The sequence below is a fragment of the Pseudomonas sp. Pseusp18 genome, assembly GCF_059506005.1.
On record NZ_CP169240.1, the window covers coordinates 6,355,410 to 6,370,414 of the forward strand.

At 60.0% G+C, this 15,005-nt stretch carries 15 protein-coding genes; 8 read left to right on the forward strand and 7 right to left on the reverse strand.

Annotation, left to right across the window (positions count from 1 at the left end):
• Positions 1 to 98: 98 nt before the first annotated feature.
• On the forward strand, positions 99 to 767 hold the full coding sequence (gene elbB, locus ACEN9A_RS28740; RefSeq protein ID WP_258671580.1) for an isoprenoid biosynthesis glyoxalase ElbB: 669 nt from the start codon (positions 99 to 101) through the stop codon (positions 765 to 767).
• Positions 768 to 873: 106 nt separating this feature from the next.
• On the opposite strand, the gene ACEN9A_RS28745 is transcribed toward elbB, so the two are convergent.
• Both ACEN9A_RS28745 and ACEN9A_RS28750 read right to left on the reverse strand, forming a co-directional pair.
• Entirely contained in the window at positions 874 to 1,329 is a 456-nt protein-coding gene (locus tag ACEN9A_RS28745; protein WP_258671581.1) for a YaiI/YqxD family protein, read from the reverse strand.
• A gap of 106 nt (positions 1,330 to 1,435) precedes the next feature.
• The gene (locus ACEN9A_RS28750; RefSeq protein WP_258671582.1) at positions 1,436 to 3,334 is read right to left on the reverse strand and encodes an FTR1 family protein; all 1,899 of its coding nucleotides are present in this window, start codon (positions 3,332 to 3,334) and stop codon (positions 1,436 to 1,438) included.
• Positions 3,335 to 3,486: 152 nt separating this feature from the next.
• Here ACEN9A_RS28750 and ACEN9A_RS28755 point away from each other — a divergent pair, with 152 nt between their 5' ends.
• The 5 genes from ACEN9A_RS28755 (at position 3,487) to ACEN9A_RS28775 (ending at position 8,250) form a co-directional block, all read left to right on the forward strand.
• On the forward strand, positions 3,487 to 4,887 hold the full coding sequence (locus ACEN9A_RS28755) for a COG3014 family protein (protein WP_258671583.1): 1,401 nt from the start codon (positions 3,487 to 3,489) through the stop codon (positions 4,885 to 4,887).
• A 207-nt stretch (positions 4,888 to 5,094) separates the two neighbouring features.
• Positions 5,095 to 6,489 (forward strand): COG3014 family protein, encoded by a 1,395-nt coding sequence (locus tag ACEN9A_RS28760; RefSeq protein WP_258671584.1) that lies wholly within the window; start codon positions 5,095 to 5,097, stop codon positions 6,487 to 6,489.
• Between the two features lie 15 nt (positions 6,490 to 6,504).
• Positions 6,505 to 6,876 carry a YcfL family putative periplasmic lipoprotein gene (locus ACEN9A_RS28765; protein WP_018927555.1) on the forward strand — a complete coding sequence of 124 codons (372 nt, stop codon included), beginning with the start codon at positions 6,505 to 6,507 and terminating at the stop codon, positions 6,874 to 6,876.
• 39 nt (positions 6,877 to 6,915) lie between these two features.
• Positions 6,916 to 7,503, forward strand: a complete 588-nt coding sequence (lpoB, locus tag ACEN9A_RS28770) for a penicillin-binding protein activator LpoB (protein ID WP_007941608.1) — start codon at positions 6,916 to 6,918, stop codon at positions 7,501 to 7,503.
• 3 nt (positions 7,504 to 7,506) lie between these two features.
• Positions 7,507 to 8,250, forward strand: a complete 744-nt coding sequence (locus ACEN9A_RS28775; protein ID WP_258671585.1) for a penicillin-binding protein activator LpoB — start codon at positions 7,507 to 7,509, stop codon at positions 8,248 to 8,250.
• Positions 8,251 to 8,483: 233 nt separating this feature from the next.
• On the opposite strand, the gene rhtB is transcribed toward ACEN9A_RS28775, so the two are convergent.
• The 3 genes from rhtB to ACEN9A_RS28790 all read right to left on the reverse strand — a co-directional run bounded on the left by rhtB (position 8,484) and on the right by ACEN9A_RS28790 (position 11,734).
• Positions 8,484 to 9,116, reverse strand: coding sequence for a homoserine/homoserine lactone efflux protein (gene rhtB, locus ACEN9A_RS28780; protein ID WP_258671586.1), 633 nt, complete (start codon positions 9,114 to 9,116; stop codon positions 8,484 to 8,486).
• 117 nt (positions 9,117 to 9,233) lie between these two features.
• Positions 9,234 to 9,824, reverse strand: coding sequence for a mechanosensitive ion channel family protein (locus tag ACEN9A_RS28785; RefSeq protein WP_019650132.1), 591 nt, complete (start codon positions 9,822 to 9,824; stop codon positions 9,234 to 9,236).
• Complete coding sequence (locus ACEN9A_RS28790) at positions 9,824 to 11,734, reverse strand: ATP-binding cassette domain-containing protein (protein WP_258671588.1); 1,911 nt, start codon at positions 11,732 to 11,734, stop codon at positions 9,824 to 9,826. The genes ACEN9A_RS28785 and ACEN9A_RS28790 overlap by 1 nt, the downstream gene beginning before the upstream one ends.
• A gap of 50 nt (positions 11,735 to 11,784) precedes the next feature.
• Between ACEN9A_RS28790 and ACEN9A_RS28795 the strand changes: the two genes are divergently transcribed.
• Positions 11,785 to 12,249, forward strand: coding sequence for a TIGR02444 family protein (locus tag ACEN9A_RS28795; protein ID WP_258671589.1), 465 nt, complete (start codon positions 11,785 to 11,787; stop codon positions 12,247 to 12,249).
• On the opposite strand, the gene ACEN9A_RS28800 is transcribed toward ACEN9A_RS28795, so the two are convergent.
• Positions 12,246 to 13,436 (reverse strand): AlgP family protein, encoded by a 1,191-nt coding sequence (locus tag ACEN9A_RS28800; protein ID WP_258671591.1) that lies wholly within the window; start codon positions 13,434 to 13,436, stop codon positions 12,246 to 12,248. The two genes, ACEN9A_RS28795 and ACEN9A_RS28800, sit on opposite strands and share 4 nt — an antisense overlap.
• A 192-nt stretch (positions 13,437 to 13,628) precedes the next feature.
• Here ACEN9A_RS28800 and ACEN9A_RS28805 point away from each other — a divergent pair, with 192 nt between their 5' ends.
• Entirely contained in the window at positions 13,629 to 14,294 is a 666-nt protein-coding gene (locus tag ACEN9A_RS28805) for an FKBP-type peptidyl-prolyl cis-trans isomerase (protein WP_258671592.1), read from the forward strand.
• A 61-nt stretch (positions 14,295 to 14,355) separates the two neighbouring features.
• On the opposite strand, the gene rsd is transcribed toward ACEN9A_RS28805, so the two are convergent.
• Complete coding sequence (gene rsd / locus ACEN9A_RS28810) at positions 14,356 to 14,826, reverse strand: sigma D regulator (RefSeq protein ID WP_258671593.1); 471 nt, start codon at positions 14,824 to 14,826, stop codon at positions 14,356 to 14,358.
• Between the last annotated feature and the right edge of the window lie 179 nt (positions 14,827 to 15,005).

Here is a 15,005-nt window from a genome sequence, read left to right on the forward strand (position 1 = left end):
AATCGTTCAGCAGAGATTAGGTGTAGCCGCGAATTAACCCTATGGCAACGAGTGACAAATTAGTGGACATTTAACGCCATGAATCTGGAGAAAAGCCCATGAGCAAAAAAATTGCAGTGATCCTTTCCGGCTGTGGCGTGTACGACGGCGCCGAGATCCACGAAAGCGTGATCACCCTGCTGCGTCTGGACCAGCGCGGTGCCCAGGTGCAGTGCTTCGCACCCAACATCGCGCAGTTGCATGTGATCAACCACCTGACTGGCGAAGAAATGCCCGAATCGCGCAACGTGCTGGTGGAATCGGCGCGTATCGCCCGGGGCAACATCAAGGATATCCGTGAAGCGGACGTCGAAGATTTCGATGCGCTGATCGTTCCCGGTGGTTTCGGGGCGGCCAAGAACCTGTCGAACTTTGCCGTCGAAGGCGCCGGCTGCAGCGTTCAACCTGACGTCCTGGCGTTGACCGAAGCGTTCGCCGAGGCTGGCAAACCGGTGGGGCTGATCTGTATCTCGCCGGCCCTGGCGGCAAAAATCTACGGCCCGGGCGTGACCTGCACCATCGGCAACGATGCCGATACCGCCGCCGCGATGAACAAGATGGGCGCCACCCACGCCGAGTGCGCAGTGACCGACATTGTCGAAGACAAGGCGCGCAAGCTGGTGAGCACGCCGGCGTACATGCTCGCGCAATCAATCAGCGAAGCCGCTTCCGGCATCAACAAATTGGTCGACCGCATACTGGAACTGACCCACGAAAACGACGAGTAAAAGAGAGGCAAGATCAAAAGATCGCAGGCTCCTACAGGGACCGGGACCGACGCAGTTTTCGGGTCAATGCAAAACGCTGCAGGAGCTGCCGCAGGCTGCGATCTTTTCAGGTTTTGCGCGACAACCGGGTCAGTATCCGATCCAGCGCATTGGCGAACGCCTGTTTCTCGCGATCGCCGAACGGCGCCGGGCCGCCGCTCATCTGCCCCTGCTCGCGCAAGTCGGTGAACAGGTTACGCACCGCGAGTCGATCGCCCATGTTCTGCGCATCGAACTCCTTGCCCCGCGGATCCAGCGCCGCAACGCCGTTTTTCACCAGCCGATCCGCCAGCGGCACATCGCTGCAAATCACCAACTCCCCCGGCACCGCGTGTTCCACCAGGTAATCGTCGGCGGCATCCGGGCCGCTGGGCACCACAATCAGTTTCACCAGCGCAAGGCCCGGCTTGATCTGCGGCTGACCGGCCACCAGTACCACTTCGAACTGGCGCTTGAGGGCGAACTTCACCACCAGATCCTTGGCTGCCCGAGGGCAGGCGTCGGCATCGATCCATACGCGCATTGGATTTCCTCTATTGAAAAGCATCGCGGGCAAGCCCGCTCCCATAAGGTTAGCGCTGAACCTGTGGGAGCGGGCTTGCCCGCGAATATGAGCGCAGCGAATGCTTTTAAGAAGCCGGCAACTGCCGCTTCTCGGCCATCCGGCTGCGACTGTACAGCACGATGATCGCGATGATCGCCACAGCCTGGGCACTCAGCGAATACGCATCAGCGTGGATCCCCAACCAGTCGAAGTCAAAGAACGGTACCGGGCGCGTGCCGAAGACCCCGGCTTCCTGCAACGCCTTCACGCCATGGCCGGCAAACACCACCGACAACGCGCACAGCAAACCGGCATTGATGCCGAAGAACAGTGCCAGCGGCAGTTTTGCCGAGCCGCGCAGAATCACCCAGGCCAGACCGACCAGCATAACCAGCGCCGTCGCGCCGCCAGCCATTACGGCGTTATGCCCTGCAGGCCCCGCCTGCAACCACAAGGTTTCGTAAAACAGGATCACTTCGAACAGTTCGCGATACACCGAGAAGAACGCCAGGATCGCAAACCCGAAACGCCCACCGCCGCTCACCAGGCTGCTCTTGATGTAATCCTGCCAGGCCGCTGCGTGGCGACGGTCGTGCATCCACACACCGAGCCAGAGCACCATGACACTGGCAAACAGCGCAGTGGCCCCTTCCAGCAGCTCACGCTGGGCCCCGCTGACGTCAATCACATACGCCGCCACCGCCCAGGTCGCCAGCCCGGCCAACAGCGCCAGGCCCCAACCGATGTTGACGCTGCGCACCGCCGATTGCTGGCCGGTATTGCGCAGGAACGCGAGGACCGCCGCAAGCACCAGAATGGCTTCCAGACCTTCTCGCAACAGAATCAACAGACCGGAAATGTAGCTCAGCGACCAGCTCAAGCCATCGCTACCGAGCAGGCCAGCGGATTCTTTCAGCTTGGCCTTGGCCACTTCCAGACGTTGCTCCACCTGGGCCACCGGCAAGCCGTCCTGCAACGACTGACGGTAAGCCATCAGAGACTTTTCAGTGTCTTTGCGCACGTTGGCGTCGACGTTGTCGAGGGAGCTTTCGACCAGTTCGAAGCCTTCCAGGTACGCCGCAACCGACAGGTCGTAGGCCTGATCGTGCTGCCCGGCGCGATAGGCGGCAATACTCTTGTCCAGCGTGGCCGCCGTGTATTCAAGCAATTGCCCCGGGCCACGCTTGACCTGCGGCGGTTGCGCTCGTTGCGCGCGGAAGGTCGCGGCCGCTTGCGGACCTTCGACGGCCTGCACTTCGGCTGGCGTCTGACGCGCCAAGTCGGCGATGTTGTAGGTTTTTTCGGATTTTGCCGCGGCCGGATCGGCGCTGAAGCCGGCGATGTAGGTCGCCAGGTCCCAACGCTGACGATCATCCAGCTGATCGGCGAAGGCCGGCATGTCAGTACCTTCGACGCCCATACCCAGCGTGTTGTAAAGCGCGTAGAGGCTCAGGCGGTCCAGACGCGCGGCATCGCGCAGATTGGTCGGCGGTGGCGTCATGCCGACACCTGCCGGGCCGTCACCGATGCCCGTATCGCCATGGCACACCGAGCATTGCTGGGCATACAGCGGCGCGCCGCGGGTCGGGTCCGGGGTAATGACCGGAGCCTGGCTGACTTCATAGGTCACCGCCAGTTTTGCCCCCAGTTGCCGCGCCTGACGGGTGACGTCCGCGCCGTCCTTGCGAGCGGCGATCGCGGTGCGCAGACCGTTGACGCCCTGCTCCAGTTCGGAACGTTCGGGTTTGGCCGGCAAATCGGCGATCAACCCTTGCAGCTCCCCCAGGAACGTCTGCTGTTCGAGATACTCAGCCTCATCAATAACCTTGCCTCCCTCGACCGCCGTCGGGTAATCGGCGGCAATGTAATCGAGCAAATGCAAGGCCTTGGGCGCACCCTCCGCGGTTTCGGCCAGCGCATTGAAGCTGCAGAACGCGATCATCGGCAGCACGAGCCACGCCAGAAAACGAGAGGAGCCAGTCATGAATAAATCTCAAATGGAAATACGAAGTAACACATTGTTCACTTCCAATGAGTTTCGCTCAAGCTTTGTTGGTATTTCCTGCGTAGCTGCGTATAAATTCAGCGGCCAATTGCCACCCTCCGTCGGTTTCGTTCAGGGAAGAATCAACGTCCATGCATTCACGCCTGTTGTTCTCGTTGCTGTTAAGCCTTGCCCTGCAACTGACTGGTTGCGCCGCTTACCGCAACTACGACCTGGAACTGGAGCAAACGACCGCCCAGTTGAAAGCGGGAAATCCGCAGGGCGCTCTCCAACTGCTGGAGCTGCACAATCCGTCAGAAGAACGGGACCTGCTCTACTACTTCGAAAAAGGTGCAGTCCTGAGTGCCGGTGGGGCGCTGCAGCAAAGCCAGGTTACCTGGCGCAGTGCAGAGCAAATGGTGATCCAGCGCCAGGACACCGTCGAGTCTGCCGGCACACAGCTCTTGTCCGCGATGGGCGATCATTGGGGCAGTATCATCAACGACAAACTGCGTCGCTACGATGGCTACGACTACGAAAAAGTCATGCTGACCACGCAAATGGCCCTGAACCAGTTGGCCGTGAATGACTTCGACGGTGCGCGCGCCGACATCAAGAAAACCCACGAACGTGAAGCTCTGATTGCCCGTCAGCGGGAAAAGGAATACGAGCGACTTGAAGAAGAAGCCAAGGCCCAGGGCGTTCGCGTGCACTACAAGGATCTCCAGGGCTACCCCGTGATGACCCTCGATGCGCCCGCCGTGATCGCGCTGAAAAACGGCTATCAGAGTGCTTTCAGTCACTACCTGGCCGGGTTTACGTATGAAGCGCTGGGTGAGCGTGATCTTGCCGCCCCGGGTTATCGCCAGGCCATCGAGTTGCGACCCGACCTGCCCTTCTTCGAGCAGGCATTGCGCGAACTCGACAAACCGGCCACCAAGGCCAATGAAAGTGATGTGCTGATTATCGTGCAAAGTGGCCTGGCGCCAGCGCGCAGTTCGGTTCGTGTCCCCTACCCGGTGCGGCTGGAAGACAATCAGGTGATCGTCGCCAACGTGTCGTTTCCGGTGATGGTTCCCGACACGTCGACCCCGGCGTTCACGCAGATGACGATCGACGGTCGCAAACAGCAACTGATCCTTGTAAACAGCATCACCGACATGTCTTTACGCACGTTGCGCGACGATATGCCGGGCATCATTCAGCGCACCGCATATCGCGCCTACCTGGCCGCTTCTGTTCAGGCTACGGACAACCGACGCGACCCGAGCAAAGCCTCGTACGTGACGCAGCACGATGGCTTTGAGCACGCGGACACCCGAACCTGGCGTACCTTGCCCAACATCACCCTGGTGGCGCGCCTACGCCTGAAAAAAGGCGAGCACCTGATCAGCCTGCCCAACGCGCCGGGCGCCGCGCCCCTGAAAGTCCGCATCGAGCAAAACCATCAGGTCATAACCCTGCGAGCGCTGGGAGAGCGGATTTACAGCAACGGAGTGGCTTTCGAACCTGCCGTTGCGCCTGAAAGCAGTGTGGTATCAGGCCAGAAATAAGTAATGGCACGCTGTGAAAACATACAATTAAAAAGCCATTACATAGCCAGCATCCCTGTTTATAATGCCGCGCCGTCGTTATCACGATACGGCATTTAAGCTCCTCTTTTTATGAGGAATTGGCAGGACGCCAGTCTCCCTGCCGATAGGTCCCAACAGCCCGACCAGCACGCGCGGCTGCTAATACTCAGGGAAGAAGTACCCCCTATGGCCTCTCGCGCCCTTACCTCGATCGCGCTCAGCGCTGTCACCTTGCTCTCCGGCTGTTCGGCTTTTCGCAACTACGATTCCGAACTGGCACAAACCAACCAGCAACTGGCTGCCGGCAACGTCGACGCCGCCTTGACCTTGTTGGAAAAGAACAACACCGGCGCCGACAAAGACCTGCTCTATTACTTTGAGAAGGGTGAACTGCTGCGCGCCAAGGGCGACTTGTCCGGCAGCCAGAACGCCTGGAGCAGCGCCGATCAGGTGGTGGGCAAGTGGGAAGACTCGGTCAAGCTCGACACCGAAAAGTACCTGGCTCAGTTCGGCAGCTTCCTGGTCAATGACAAAGTCCGTCGCTACGAAGGCTACGACTACGAAAAAGTCATGCTGACCACGCAGATGGCCCTCAACCTGCTGGCGGTGAATGACTTCGACGGCGCGCGCACCGCGATCAAGAAAACTCACGAACGTGAAGCGGTGATCGCCGACCTGCGCGACAAGGAATACCTCAAGAGCGAAGAGCAGGCCGAGAAGGAAGGCGTCAAAACCCAGTACAAGGATCTCCAGGGTTATCCGGTGGCCAGCCTCGACGCGCCGGAAGTGGTCAGCCTGAAAAACAGCTACCAGAGTGCGTTCAGTCATTACCTGGCCGGTTTCGTCTACGAAGCCCTGGGCGAGAAAGACCTGGCCGCGCCGGGCTATCGCAAAGCTGCCGAGCTGCGCCCGAACACGCCGTTGCTGGAACAGGCACTCGTGAACCTGGATAAACCCGCCAAGGACGACGACAGCGACATCCTGATCGTCGTGCAAAGTGGCCTGGCGCCGTCCCGCGACTCGATTCGTATTCCGCTGCCATTGCCGATCAGCAACAACGTGGTGATCACTCCGCTGTCGTTCCCGGTCATCAAGCCAGACACCTCCACCGCCACCTTCGCCCAGATCGGCGTGGACGGTCAGCAGGTGAACCTGACGCAACTCAACAGCACCACCGCCATGTCCCGCCGCGCGCTGCGTGATGACATGCCGGGCATCATCCTGCGCACCACCGTCCGTGCCGTGACCAAAGGCGTGGCGCAGAAGAAGATCAACGAAACCAACCCGCTGGCGGGTCTTGCGGTCGGTATCTCTTCAGCCGTGCTCGAAGGTGCCGATACCCGTACATGGCGCACCCTGCCGGACACCACTCAGGTGGTGCGTCTGCGCTTGAAGAAAGGCGAGCATCACGTCTCGCTGCCGAGTGCCATAGGTGGTTCGGTGGTCAAAATCACCGTCGATCAGCGCTATCAGGTCATCAGCCTGCGCGCCGTGGGCAATCAGGTATTCGCCAGCGGCCAGGCCGCCCATGTGATCCCGAGCGCCAACCCGACCACCGTGGCCAGCCTCAAACAACCTTAAGAACGGAGTCTTTGCATGCGCTTCAAACTCATCACTGTTGTCGCCCTGGCCTTGCTGGCCGGCTGCGCCACCCCGCCACCACCAGAGCCAGGCAGCGCTGCCAGCAAGGTCGTGGCCATGGGCAAGCTCAAGAACATCGTGGTCGGCGCCATGCGCGTGGCGCGGGAAAACGGCTTCATGACGGTCAACGCACAGCTGAGCAACACCAGCTACAACAACAAGACCTTCTACTACCGCTTTGCCTGGCTCGGCCCTGAAGGCTTCCCGGTTGCCGAAGAGGAAACCTGGAAAAGCCAGATGATGTACGGCGAGCAGACCAGTTTCATCCAGGCCATTGCGCCAACCGCCAAAGCCGTGGATTTCCGTCTCGAAATCAAAACGCCTTAAGCCCGACACCCTATTCGTTCAGTTCTAGAGAGCACTCCCATGTTTGCACGCTTTTCGTTCATCGCCGTCATCGCCCTCCTGGCCAGCGGTTGCGCCAACACTTCGCCGACGCTGGGCAGCAAAAACATCAGCTACGGCGACACCAAAGCGGTTGAAACCGTCACCAACGAGTTCGGCTCCACCGACCTGCAGATGATCGCCGAATCCATGACCCGCTCCCTGGCACAGTCCGGAATCCTGCAAGGCCGTCCGGTGGTTCAGGTCTACGACGTGAAGAACAAGACCAGCGAGTACATCGATACCCGCGAAATCACTACCAGCATCAAGACCCAGCTGATGAAGTCCGGCGTCGCCCGTTTCGCCAGCGACAACACCGCAATGCAGAGCCAGGTCGACCAGCTCAAGCTGCAAAACCAGAGCGGCCTGTACAAGAAGAGCACCGTGGCCAAGACCGGCAACATGATTGCCGCCCAATACCGTCTTGAAGGTTCGATCAGCTCGATCGTCAAGCGCAGCAGCGACTACAAGGACGTCTTCTACAAATTCAGCCTGCAATTGATCGACGTTGAAAGCGGTCTGGCCGAGTGGATGGACGAAAAAGAGATCCGCAAAACCACGGAGCGTTAATCGATGCGCACATGGATTGGCATGATGGCCCTGGCTTGCGCGTTCAGCGTGCAAGCGGCCCCGAAAGTTGCAGTAGCGGATCTGGCGTACCAGGAGCGCGTGGAGCAGTACGTCCACACTGTTTCGGCACAGAGTAACCATAGCCAGAGCTATTACGGCGCCAGTGGTTCATCCAGTTACGAAGAGTACGAAGCTTCCAGCAGCTACATCGAGCAAGGCGAGTTGCGCAAATTCACCGGAGACATCAAGGGCGAGATCCTGCGCACCGGCATGTTCCAGCTGGTGCAGGGCACGCCTTACACGGCATCGTCCAAAGGCGACGTGTATGACGTGATCAAGCGCATCAAGGCCGGTAGCTTCAAGGGTGCCGACTATGTGCTGTTTGGCACCGTGTCAGACATCGACTTCACCCGCGACATGAACGAGCTGGCCAATACCGACAGCTATTCGGCGGTGCTGGGGCTGACGCTGGTGGCGGACTTCAGCCTGATCAACACCAAGACCTTCGAGATCACCTCGGCTTTCACGGCGATGGGCGAAGGTCAGGACACCAAACTGGTGAATGGCCGGGACATCCGGGTTTCCCTGAACCGCCCACGGGTGGTGCGTGACGTGTCCAAGGCGTTGGGTGAAGACGTGGCATCGCAACTGAGCCAACAGCTCGGTGGAGGCGGTTACGAGCAGCCGGGTCAGGCACCGTTGCGTAATAACCTGCCGCGGGATACGGCGCCGGTGATTCTGCACTGATATCTGGCTGGCCACCCTGTGATGAGGGGGCTTGCCTGTGGCGAGGGAGCTTGCTCCCGTTGGGCCGCGCAGCGGCCCCAAAACCATTCCTCCGGTCATATCGGCAAACCGCATCAGCCGGTTTTACGACTGCTGCGCAGCCGAGCGGGAGCAAGCTCCCTCGCCACAAAAGCTCCCTCGCCACAAATGAAAAAGGCGACCTCGATAGGTCGCCTTTTTTTGTGCCTGAAGCTTTATGTCGCTGCTTTACGCAAAGTCGCCATGAATGCCGCCGCGCCGATGAACAGACCGGCAAAAGTGCGGTTCATGCGCTTCTGCTGCTTGGGCGTGCGCAACAAACGCAGGACCTTGGCCGCCAGCCCGGTGTAGCCGGCCATGACGATCAGGTCGACACAGATCATGGTCACGCCGAGGATCAGGTACTGGGCCACCAGCGGCGCGTGGGGATCGATGAATTGCGGCAGCACCGCGAGCATGAACACCAAGGCCTTGGGGTTGCTGACGTTCACCAGAAAACCGCGGAACATCAGCGCCATCGGCTTGCCGATCTGCCGAATGGCAGCGTCATCGTTCATCTCATTGGGCCGCGCGCGCCATTGCTTGACCGCGAGGTAGACCAGGTAGGCCACACCGAACCATTTGATCACATAAAAGGCAGTGGCAGAGGCCGCGAGGATCGCACCGACACCGGCAGCGACAATCGCAATCTGCAACGCCAGGCCCAGTTGCAGACCCAGGGCGTTCCAGTAACCGCGCCAGAAACCATAGCGCAGGCCGCTGGACATCGACGCAATGGCGCCGGCACCGGGGGAAAGACTGATCACCCAGCAGGCGGCAAAAAACGCCAGCCATGTTTGAAGCAGCATCGCACACCTCGACTCAGACTCGTGACAAACGTCTAAGCTAATGCGCCTTACAGCCAATGACTACCGATTTTTTGCAGGACAGAGTGACTGCCGACCAGCGTTGACGGTGGTAGCGTCCTATCGAGCCTGTTTTTCGAACCCGTTTGAAGGGAATACATCAGTGCCGCGCCAGCGTCGAACCGAGCGCTGGAAGAACAGGCTGTTGGGCACTTGCACCATGGCACTGCCGGTACCGAGTTCTTCGGCTTCGATCAGCGTGGTGTAGAGCAGATTGATCGCCACCACCCGGCCCTTGACGCCCGGCTTGTCGGTGGTGTCCACCAGCTCGACCACATCGCCGATTCGGAATGGGCCGACGGTGAAGATCAGGATCGCGCACAACAGGTTGGACAGCACGCTCCACATGGCGAAAAACGCCACGGCAGCCACCGCCACGAAGCCGGACAACGCAGTCCAGAGCACCGTGGCCGACACCCCAAGGCGTTCCAGCACGAAGATCAGCGCGCTACCCATGATCAGCCAACGCAAACCACCGCGCAGCGGCATCAAGAACTGCGGCGGGAACGGGTAACGCTCGCCCAGGCGAGTCAGGCCTTTAGCGACGACGCGCTGAGCGACATAGCCGGCCAGCAGGATCAGCAGGATTTGCACGACCAGCCAGAGCGGCTCGACCCACATCGCCGGCAACGGCAGCTTGAAGGCCTCCATCAAGACAGCGCCTCCAGCTCCGCCTGCATGCTTTCGAGCAATTCGAGCGCTTCCATCCAGGCTTCTTCCAGCTCGGCTTCACGCACCTTCAGCCGGGCCTGCTCGGCCAGCAGATCACGCAATTCGTTCTTGCGTGCCGGCTCGTAAATATCGCTGTCGCCGAGGCTGACGTCGATCTTCGCCAGTTTCTCGTGCAGCTTGCCCAACTCGGCTTCGAGCTTGTCGGCCTCGCGCTTGTGCGGTGCCAGTTGCTGACGCAACGCGGCGGCGGCCTGGCGCTGGGCTTTCTTGTCGGTCTTGTCCGGGTTGACCGGGGTGTTGCTGACCGGCACGTTGCGCTGACGGTACTCCACCAGCCAACGGGTGTAGTCTTCCAGGTCGCCGTCGAACTCCTCGACCTTGCCGTCTGCCACCAGATAGAAATTGTCAGTGGTGCTTTTGAGCAAATGACGATCGTGGGAGACAACCAGAACCGCGCCACTGAATTCCTGCAAGGCCATGGTCAGCGCCAGGCGCATTTCCAGGTCCAGGTGGTTGGTCGGTTCGTCGAGCAGCAACAGGTTCGGCCGGCCCCAGGCGATCAGCGCCAAGGCCAGTCGCGCCTTTTCGCCACCGGAGAAATTCAACACCGGCTCATCGATACGTGCACCCCGGAAGTCGAAACCACCGAGGAAGTCACGCAGGGTCTGCTCACGTTCGGTTGGCGCCAGGCGCTGCAAGTGCAGCAACGGGCTGGCCTTGGAATCGAGGGAATCCAGTTGATGCTGGGCGAAGTAACCGACCACGGTGTTCTCGCCCCGGGTCAGTCGGCCCGCCAATGGTTCGAGCTCACCGGAGAGGTTCTTGATCAGGGTCGATTTACCGGCGCCGTTGGGGCCGAGCAAACCGATCCGCGCGCCAGGGGTCAGTTGCAGCTTGACCTTCTCCAGCACGGTTTTTTCGCCGTAACCCAGGCGAGCATCCGATAGATCGATCAGCGGGCTGGAGATTTTCTGCGATTCGCGAAAGACGAAATCGAACGGCGAATCGACGTGCGCGGCGGACAGCTCTTCCATCCGCTCCAGCGCCTTGATCCGGCTCTGGGCCTGACGGGCCTTGGTGGCCTGGGCCTTGAAGCGGGCGATGTAGCTTTCCATGTGCGCACGTTGCGCCTGCTGCTTCTCGTAGGCCTGCTGTTGCTGGGCCAGACGTTCAGCGCGGGCCCGTTCAAACGCTGTATAACCACCGCGATAGAGCGTGATCTTACGTTGGTCGACGTGGGCTACGTGATCGACCACGGCATCGAGGAAGTCCCGGTCGTGGGAGATCAGCAACAGGGTGCCGGGATAGCTTTTAAGCCACTCTTCAAGCCAGATGATGGCGTCGAGGTCCAAGTGGTTGGTCGGTTCGTCGAGCAGCAACAGGTCCGAGGGGCACATCAAAGCCTGCGCCAGATTCAGACGCATCCGCCAGCCACCGGAGAAATCTCCTACTTGCCGGTCCATTTGCTCGTTGGTGAACCCAAGGCCCGCCAACAGCTTGCGAGCCCGGGCATCGGCGGTGTACCCATCGGCGCTGTCGAGTTCCGAGTGCAGGCGGGCCTGAGCGGCACCGTCATGGGCCGCTTCGGCCGCCGCCAGGTCGCGTTGCACCTGGCGCAGGCGCAGGTCGCCATCGAGCACGTAGTCGACCGCCAGGCGTTCGAGGGTGTCGACCTCCTGGCGCATGTGGGCGATGCGCCAGTCGACCGGCAGGAAGCAGTCACCCGAGTCCGGATGCAGTTCGCCCCGAAGCAAGGCGAACAGGCTCGATTTGCCGGCGCCGTTGGCACCGATGAGGCCGGCTTTGTGGCCGGCGTGCAGAGTCAGCTCGGCGTCTTCTAGCAGACGTTGCGGGCCACGCTGTAAAGTCAGGTTCTGAAGTCGAATCATAATGGCGGCGGAGTCTACCAGCTTCGCTCGCAACTGGCGCGAGTAGCACTATGTCCTCTGACCTGTGGAGCTTTTCCCTCGACACCTACGCCCGCCCCGGCGTTGAAGGCGCCTGCCTGCAATTGCAGTCGACGGGGGTGAACGTGTGCCTGCTGCTCTGTGGATTGTGGCTGGGGCAACGTGGAGTCGCCTGCAACGAACAACGCTTGCAGCTGCTACGCGATGTAGCCGGGCCTTGGGACGCGGATGTCGTGCAACCGTTGCGCACCTTGCGCCAGCAATGGAAAGCCGCTGCCAGCGAGGATGCCGGTCTGGATGATTTACGCGAACAAGTGAAGACACTGGAGTTGGAAGCCGAAAGGCATTTGTTGCTGCGACTGGAGCGTTTGGCGCAGAGTTGGCCGCAGTGTGGGGCGACCGATCTAACGGCCTGGCTGGAAGGTATGGCAGCAGGCGCCGCCAACCTGAGCCGCGACGCGCTGCATCAGCTGCGCGTCGCGGTAACCGGCACTTAGGAAGCGCTGGTTGGGGTAGTGCTGGTGCTCGACGATGCGGCTGGCGTTGGCGCAGGCGAAGCTGTCGAGGTAGTGGCTACCGGAGCCGGCGAAGCCGATGCAGCCGGGGCAGGGGCCGGGGTTGCTGGCTTGGCGACAGGTGCGGCAGTCGGCTTCGCAGCAACGACTGGCTTTTTCACGGCCGGTTTTGCTGCTGGCTTGGCGGCAGGTTTTGCAGCCGGCTTGGCAGCGGCAGGTTTGGCTGCTGGTTTCGCTACAGCTGGTTTGGCGGCAGTCGCTGGCTTGGCAGCGACGGCAGGTTTCGCGGCAGCAGTTTTGGCAGCCGGCTTAGCGGCGGGTTTGGCTGCAGCTTTTGCAGCAGGTTTCGCCGCCGGTTTTGCAGCAGGCTTGGCTGCAGCGGTTTTAGCCGCGACAGGTTTGGCAGCTGGTTTGGCGGCGGCAGTTTTGGCTGCTGGTTTTGCAGCAGGTTTAGCGGCCGGTTTGGCAGCTGCAGTTTTCGCCACGGCGGGTTTGGCAGCCGTGGTTTTTGCAGCGGGTTTAGCGGCAGCTGTTTTGGCAGCGACTGGCTTAGTGGCAGGTTTGGCAGCTGTCGTTTTAGCTGCTGGTTTCGCAGCGCTGGCAGCGACTGGTTTTTTCGCCGCAGGTTTTGCGGCTGGTTTCGCTGCAGCTTTTACCGGTGCTTTGGCGGCGGTTTTTTTAACAGGAGCCGCAGCAGGCTTGGCCGGTGCTTTTGCAGCAGTCGGTTTGGCAGCGGCTTTCTTCGCAGGTGCCGCGGCTGGCTTGGCCGAACGCAGGGACAACGCCTTGCCGACAGCCTCTTGGACACGACCGACACCCTGGGCCAGTTTCAGGCTTTCTTGAGCGTCGCGTTTGAGTTGCAGGATGTAGCTGCGAGTTTCGGACTGACGAGCCTTGAGGGCGTCGAGCAGGTCCTCAAGTTCTTTCACCGCATCTTTGGCCTTGGCTTGTGCCTTGGCTTTGCCGGCCGCCGCAGCGTCCTGCAATTTGGTGCGGGATTTATGCAGTTTTTCCTGCGCTTTTCCGCGCTGCTTTTCCAGTTTGGCGAGCAGTTTTTCAGCATCAGCCAAGGCTTGGGAACAAGCGTTTTCCAAGTGCTCGAGCAGGCTGCCCGAGAGTTGTTGGAGTAAGTGCAACGGAGTATTTACTGGCTTCTTGGTGGCCGACATGGTTTACCTCCTGGCTGACGTGAATGCGGCTCATACTAGACCTCTGCTGCAACCGCCGCTAGGGCATGTTGACAGTATCGAAAGCGCTACGTTGCAACGAAGTAAAAATGTTCTGCGCTTACGCAAAACCAGTTCACCTTCGAGAGCATTCACACTGGCATAATCCTGCGCATCTCAGGTCGGAGAGTGCCTATGTCGCGCTACCTTTTTTTATTGCTGTGCATGTTTTTTTCCGTGGTCCAGGCCGCCGAAAAAACCACCACAAATGACGCTCACGATCTCGCTTACAGCTTGGGTGCGAGCCTTGGCGAACGCTTGCGCCAGGAGGTTCCGGACCTGCAACTTCAGGCGCTGCTCGAAGGTTTGCAGCAAGCCTACCAAGGTAAGCCGCTGGCACTGAAAGACGAGCAGATCGAACAGATTCTTGCCGAGCACGAAGCCCAGGTCGCCGAGCAACCCGCCATCGCGCAAAGTGAAGTTGCCCTCGAAAAAGAGCGGCGTTTTCTCGATGAGGAAAAAACCAAACCCGGCGTCCGTCAATTGGCAGATGGAGTATTGCTGACCGAACTGGCTCCCGGAACCGGCGCGAAGGCAGGACCGAACGGCAAAGTCCAGGTGCTGTATATCGGTCGTCTACCTGACGGTACCGTGTTCGATCAGAACAGTCAGCCGCAGTGGTTCAGTCTTGATAGTGTGATCAGCGGCTGGCGTAGCGCGCTGCAAAATATGCCGGTCGGCGCGAAATGGCGCCTGGTGATTCCATCAGCGCAAGCCTATGGCGCCGACGGTGCCGGCGACTTGATCGCGCCGTTCACGCCGCTGGTATTCGAAGTCGAATTGCGTGGCGCTACAAGCTGAATGCCGGAAACGAAAAACGGTGCGCATTGCGCACCGTTTTCAGTGTCCAGCCGGGAAGGGTTCAGGCCTGAACCGAACTCTCTTCCTTGTGGGCGGTGTGCAGCACTTCGATCAGGCAATCTTCCAGTTCGAAGCGTTCACGCAGTTGGCTGCCCAGCTTTTCCAGCGCTTCGGCGAAACGCTCGGTGTCATTGCAGTCACCCTTGTGACAATGATCATTGAACGACAGCGCCATCTCGGTGCTCACGTCGATACGCGGGTTGATCTGCTCCGCCAGTTCAAGGCCGCCATCGTCGCCAAAGGCCTTGGCCTCATTGACCAGATGCTCACTTACTTCGAAGTGCCAGGCAGAAACGTAATCGACAAGAATCTCACAGAACCGACCGTTCAAGGACTTGTCGGCGAAAGCCGGTTTGGCATCTCGTAGATCGCGGAACGCCGTTACCAACTCTTCACGCTCTTGTAGCCAGCGGTCAATGAGCTTATGAACCCCACCCCAGCGTTCCTGAGCATTCTGACAACTATCTAACATGGCGATCTCTCTTCCCTATTGGGTGATGCCGTCCCATGCCTGCCGCTAGACTCGGCACATCCGGTCTGGGTCAGGCAGAACAGCAACGAGCAACATAATTCCAATGATACGTGCGGGCCAGATTATGCCCGCGCGCCTATGGCTTCAAGGTACGCAGGAGATAAAGTTCATACAAGTGT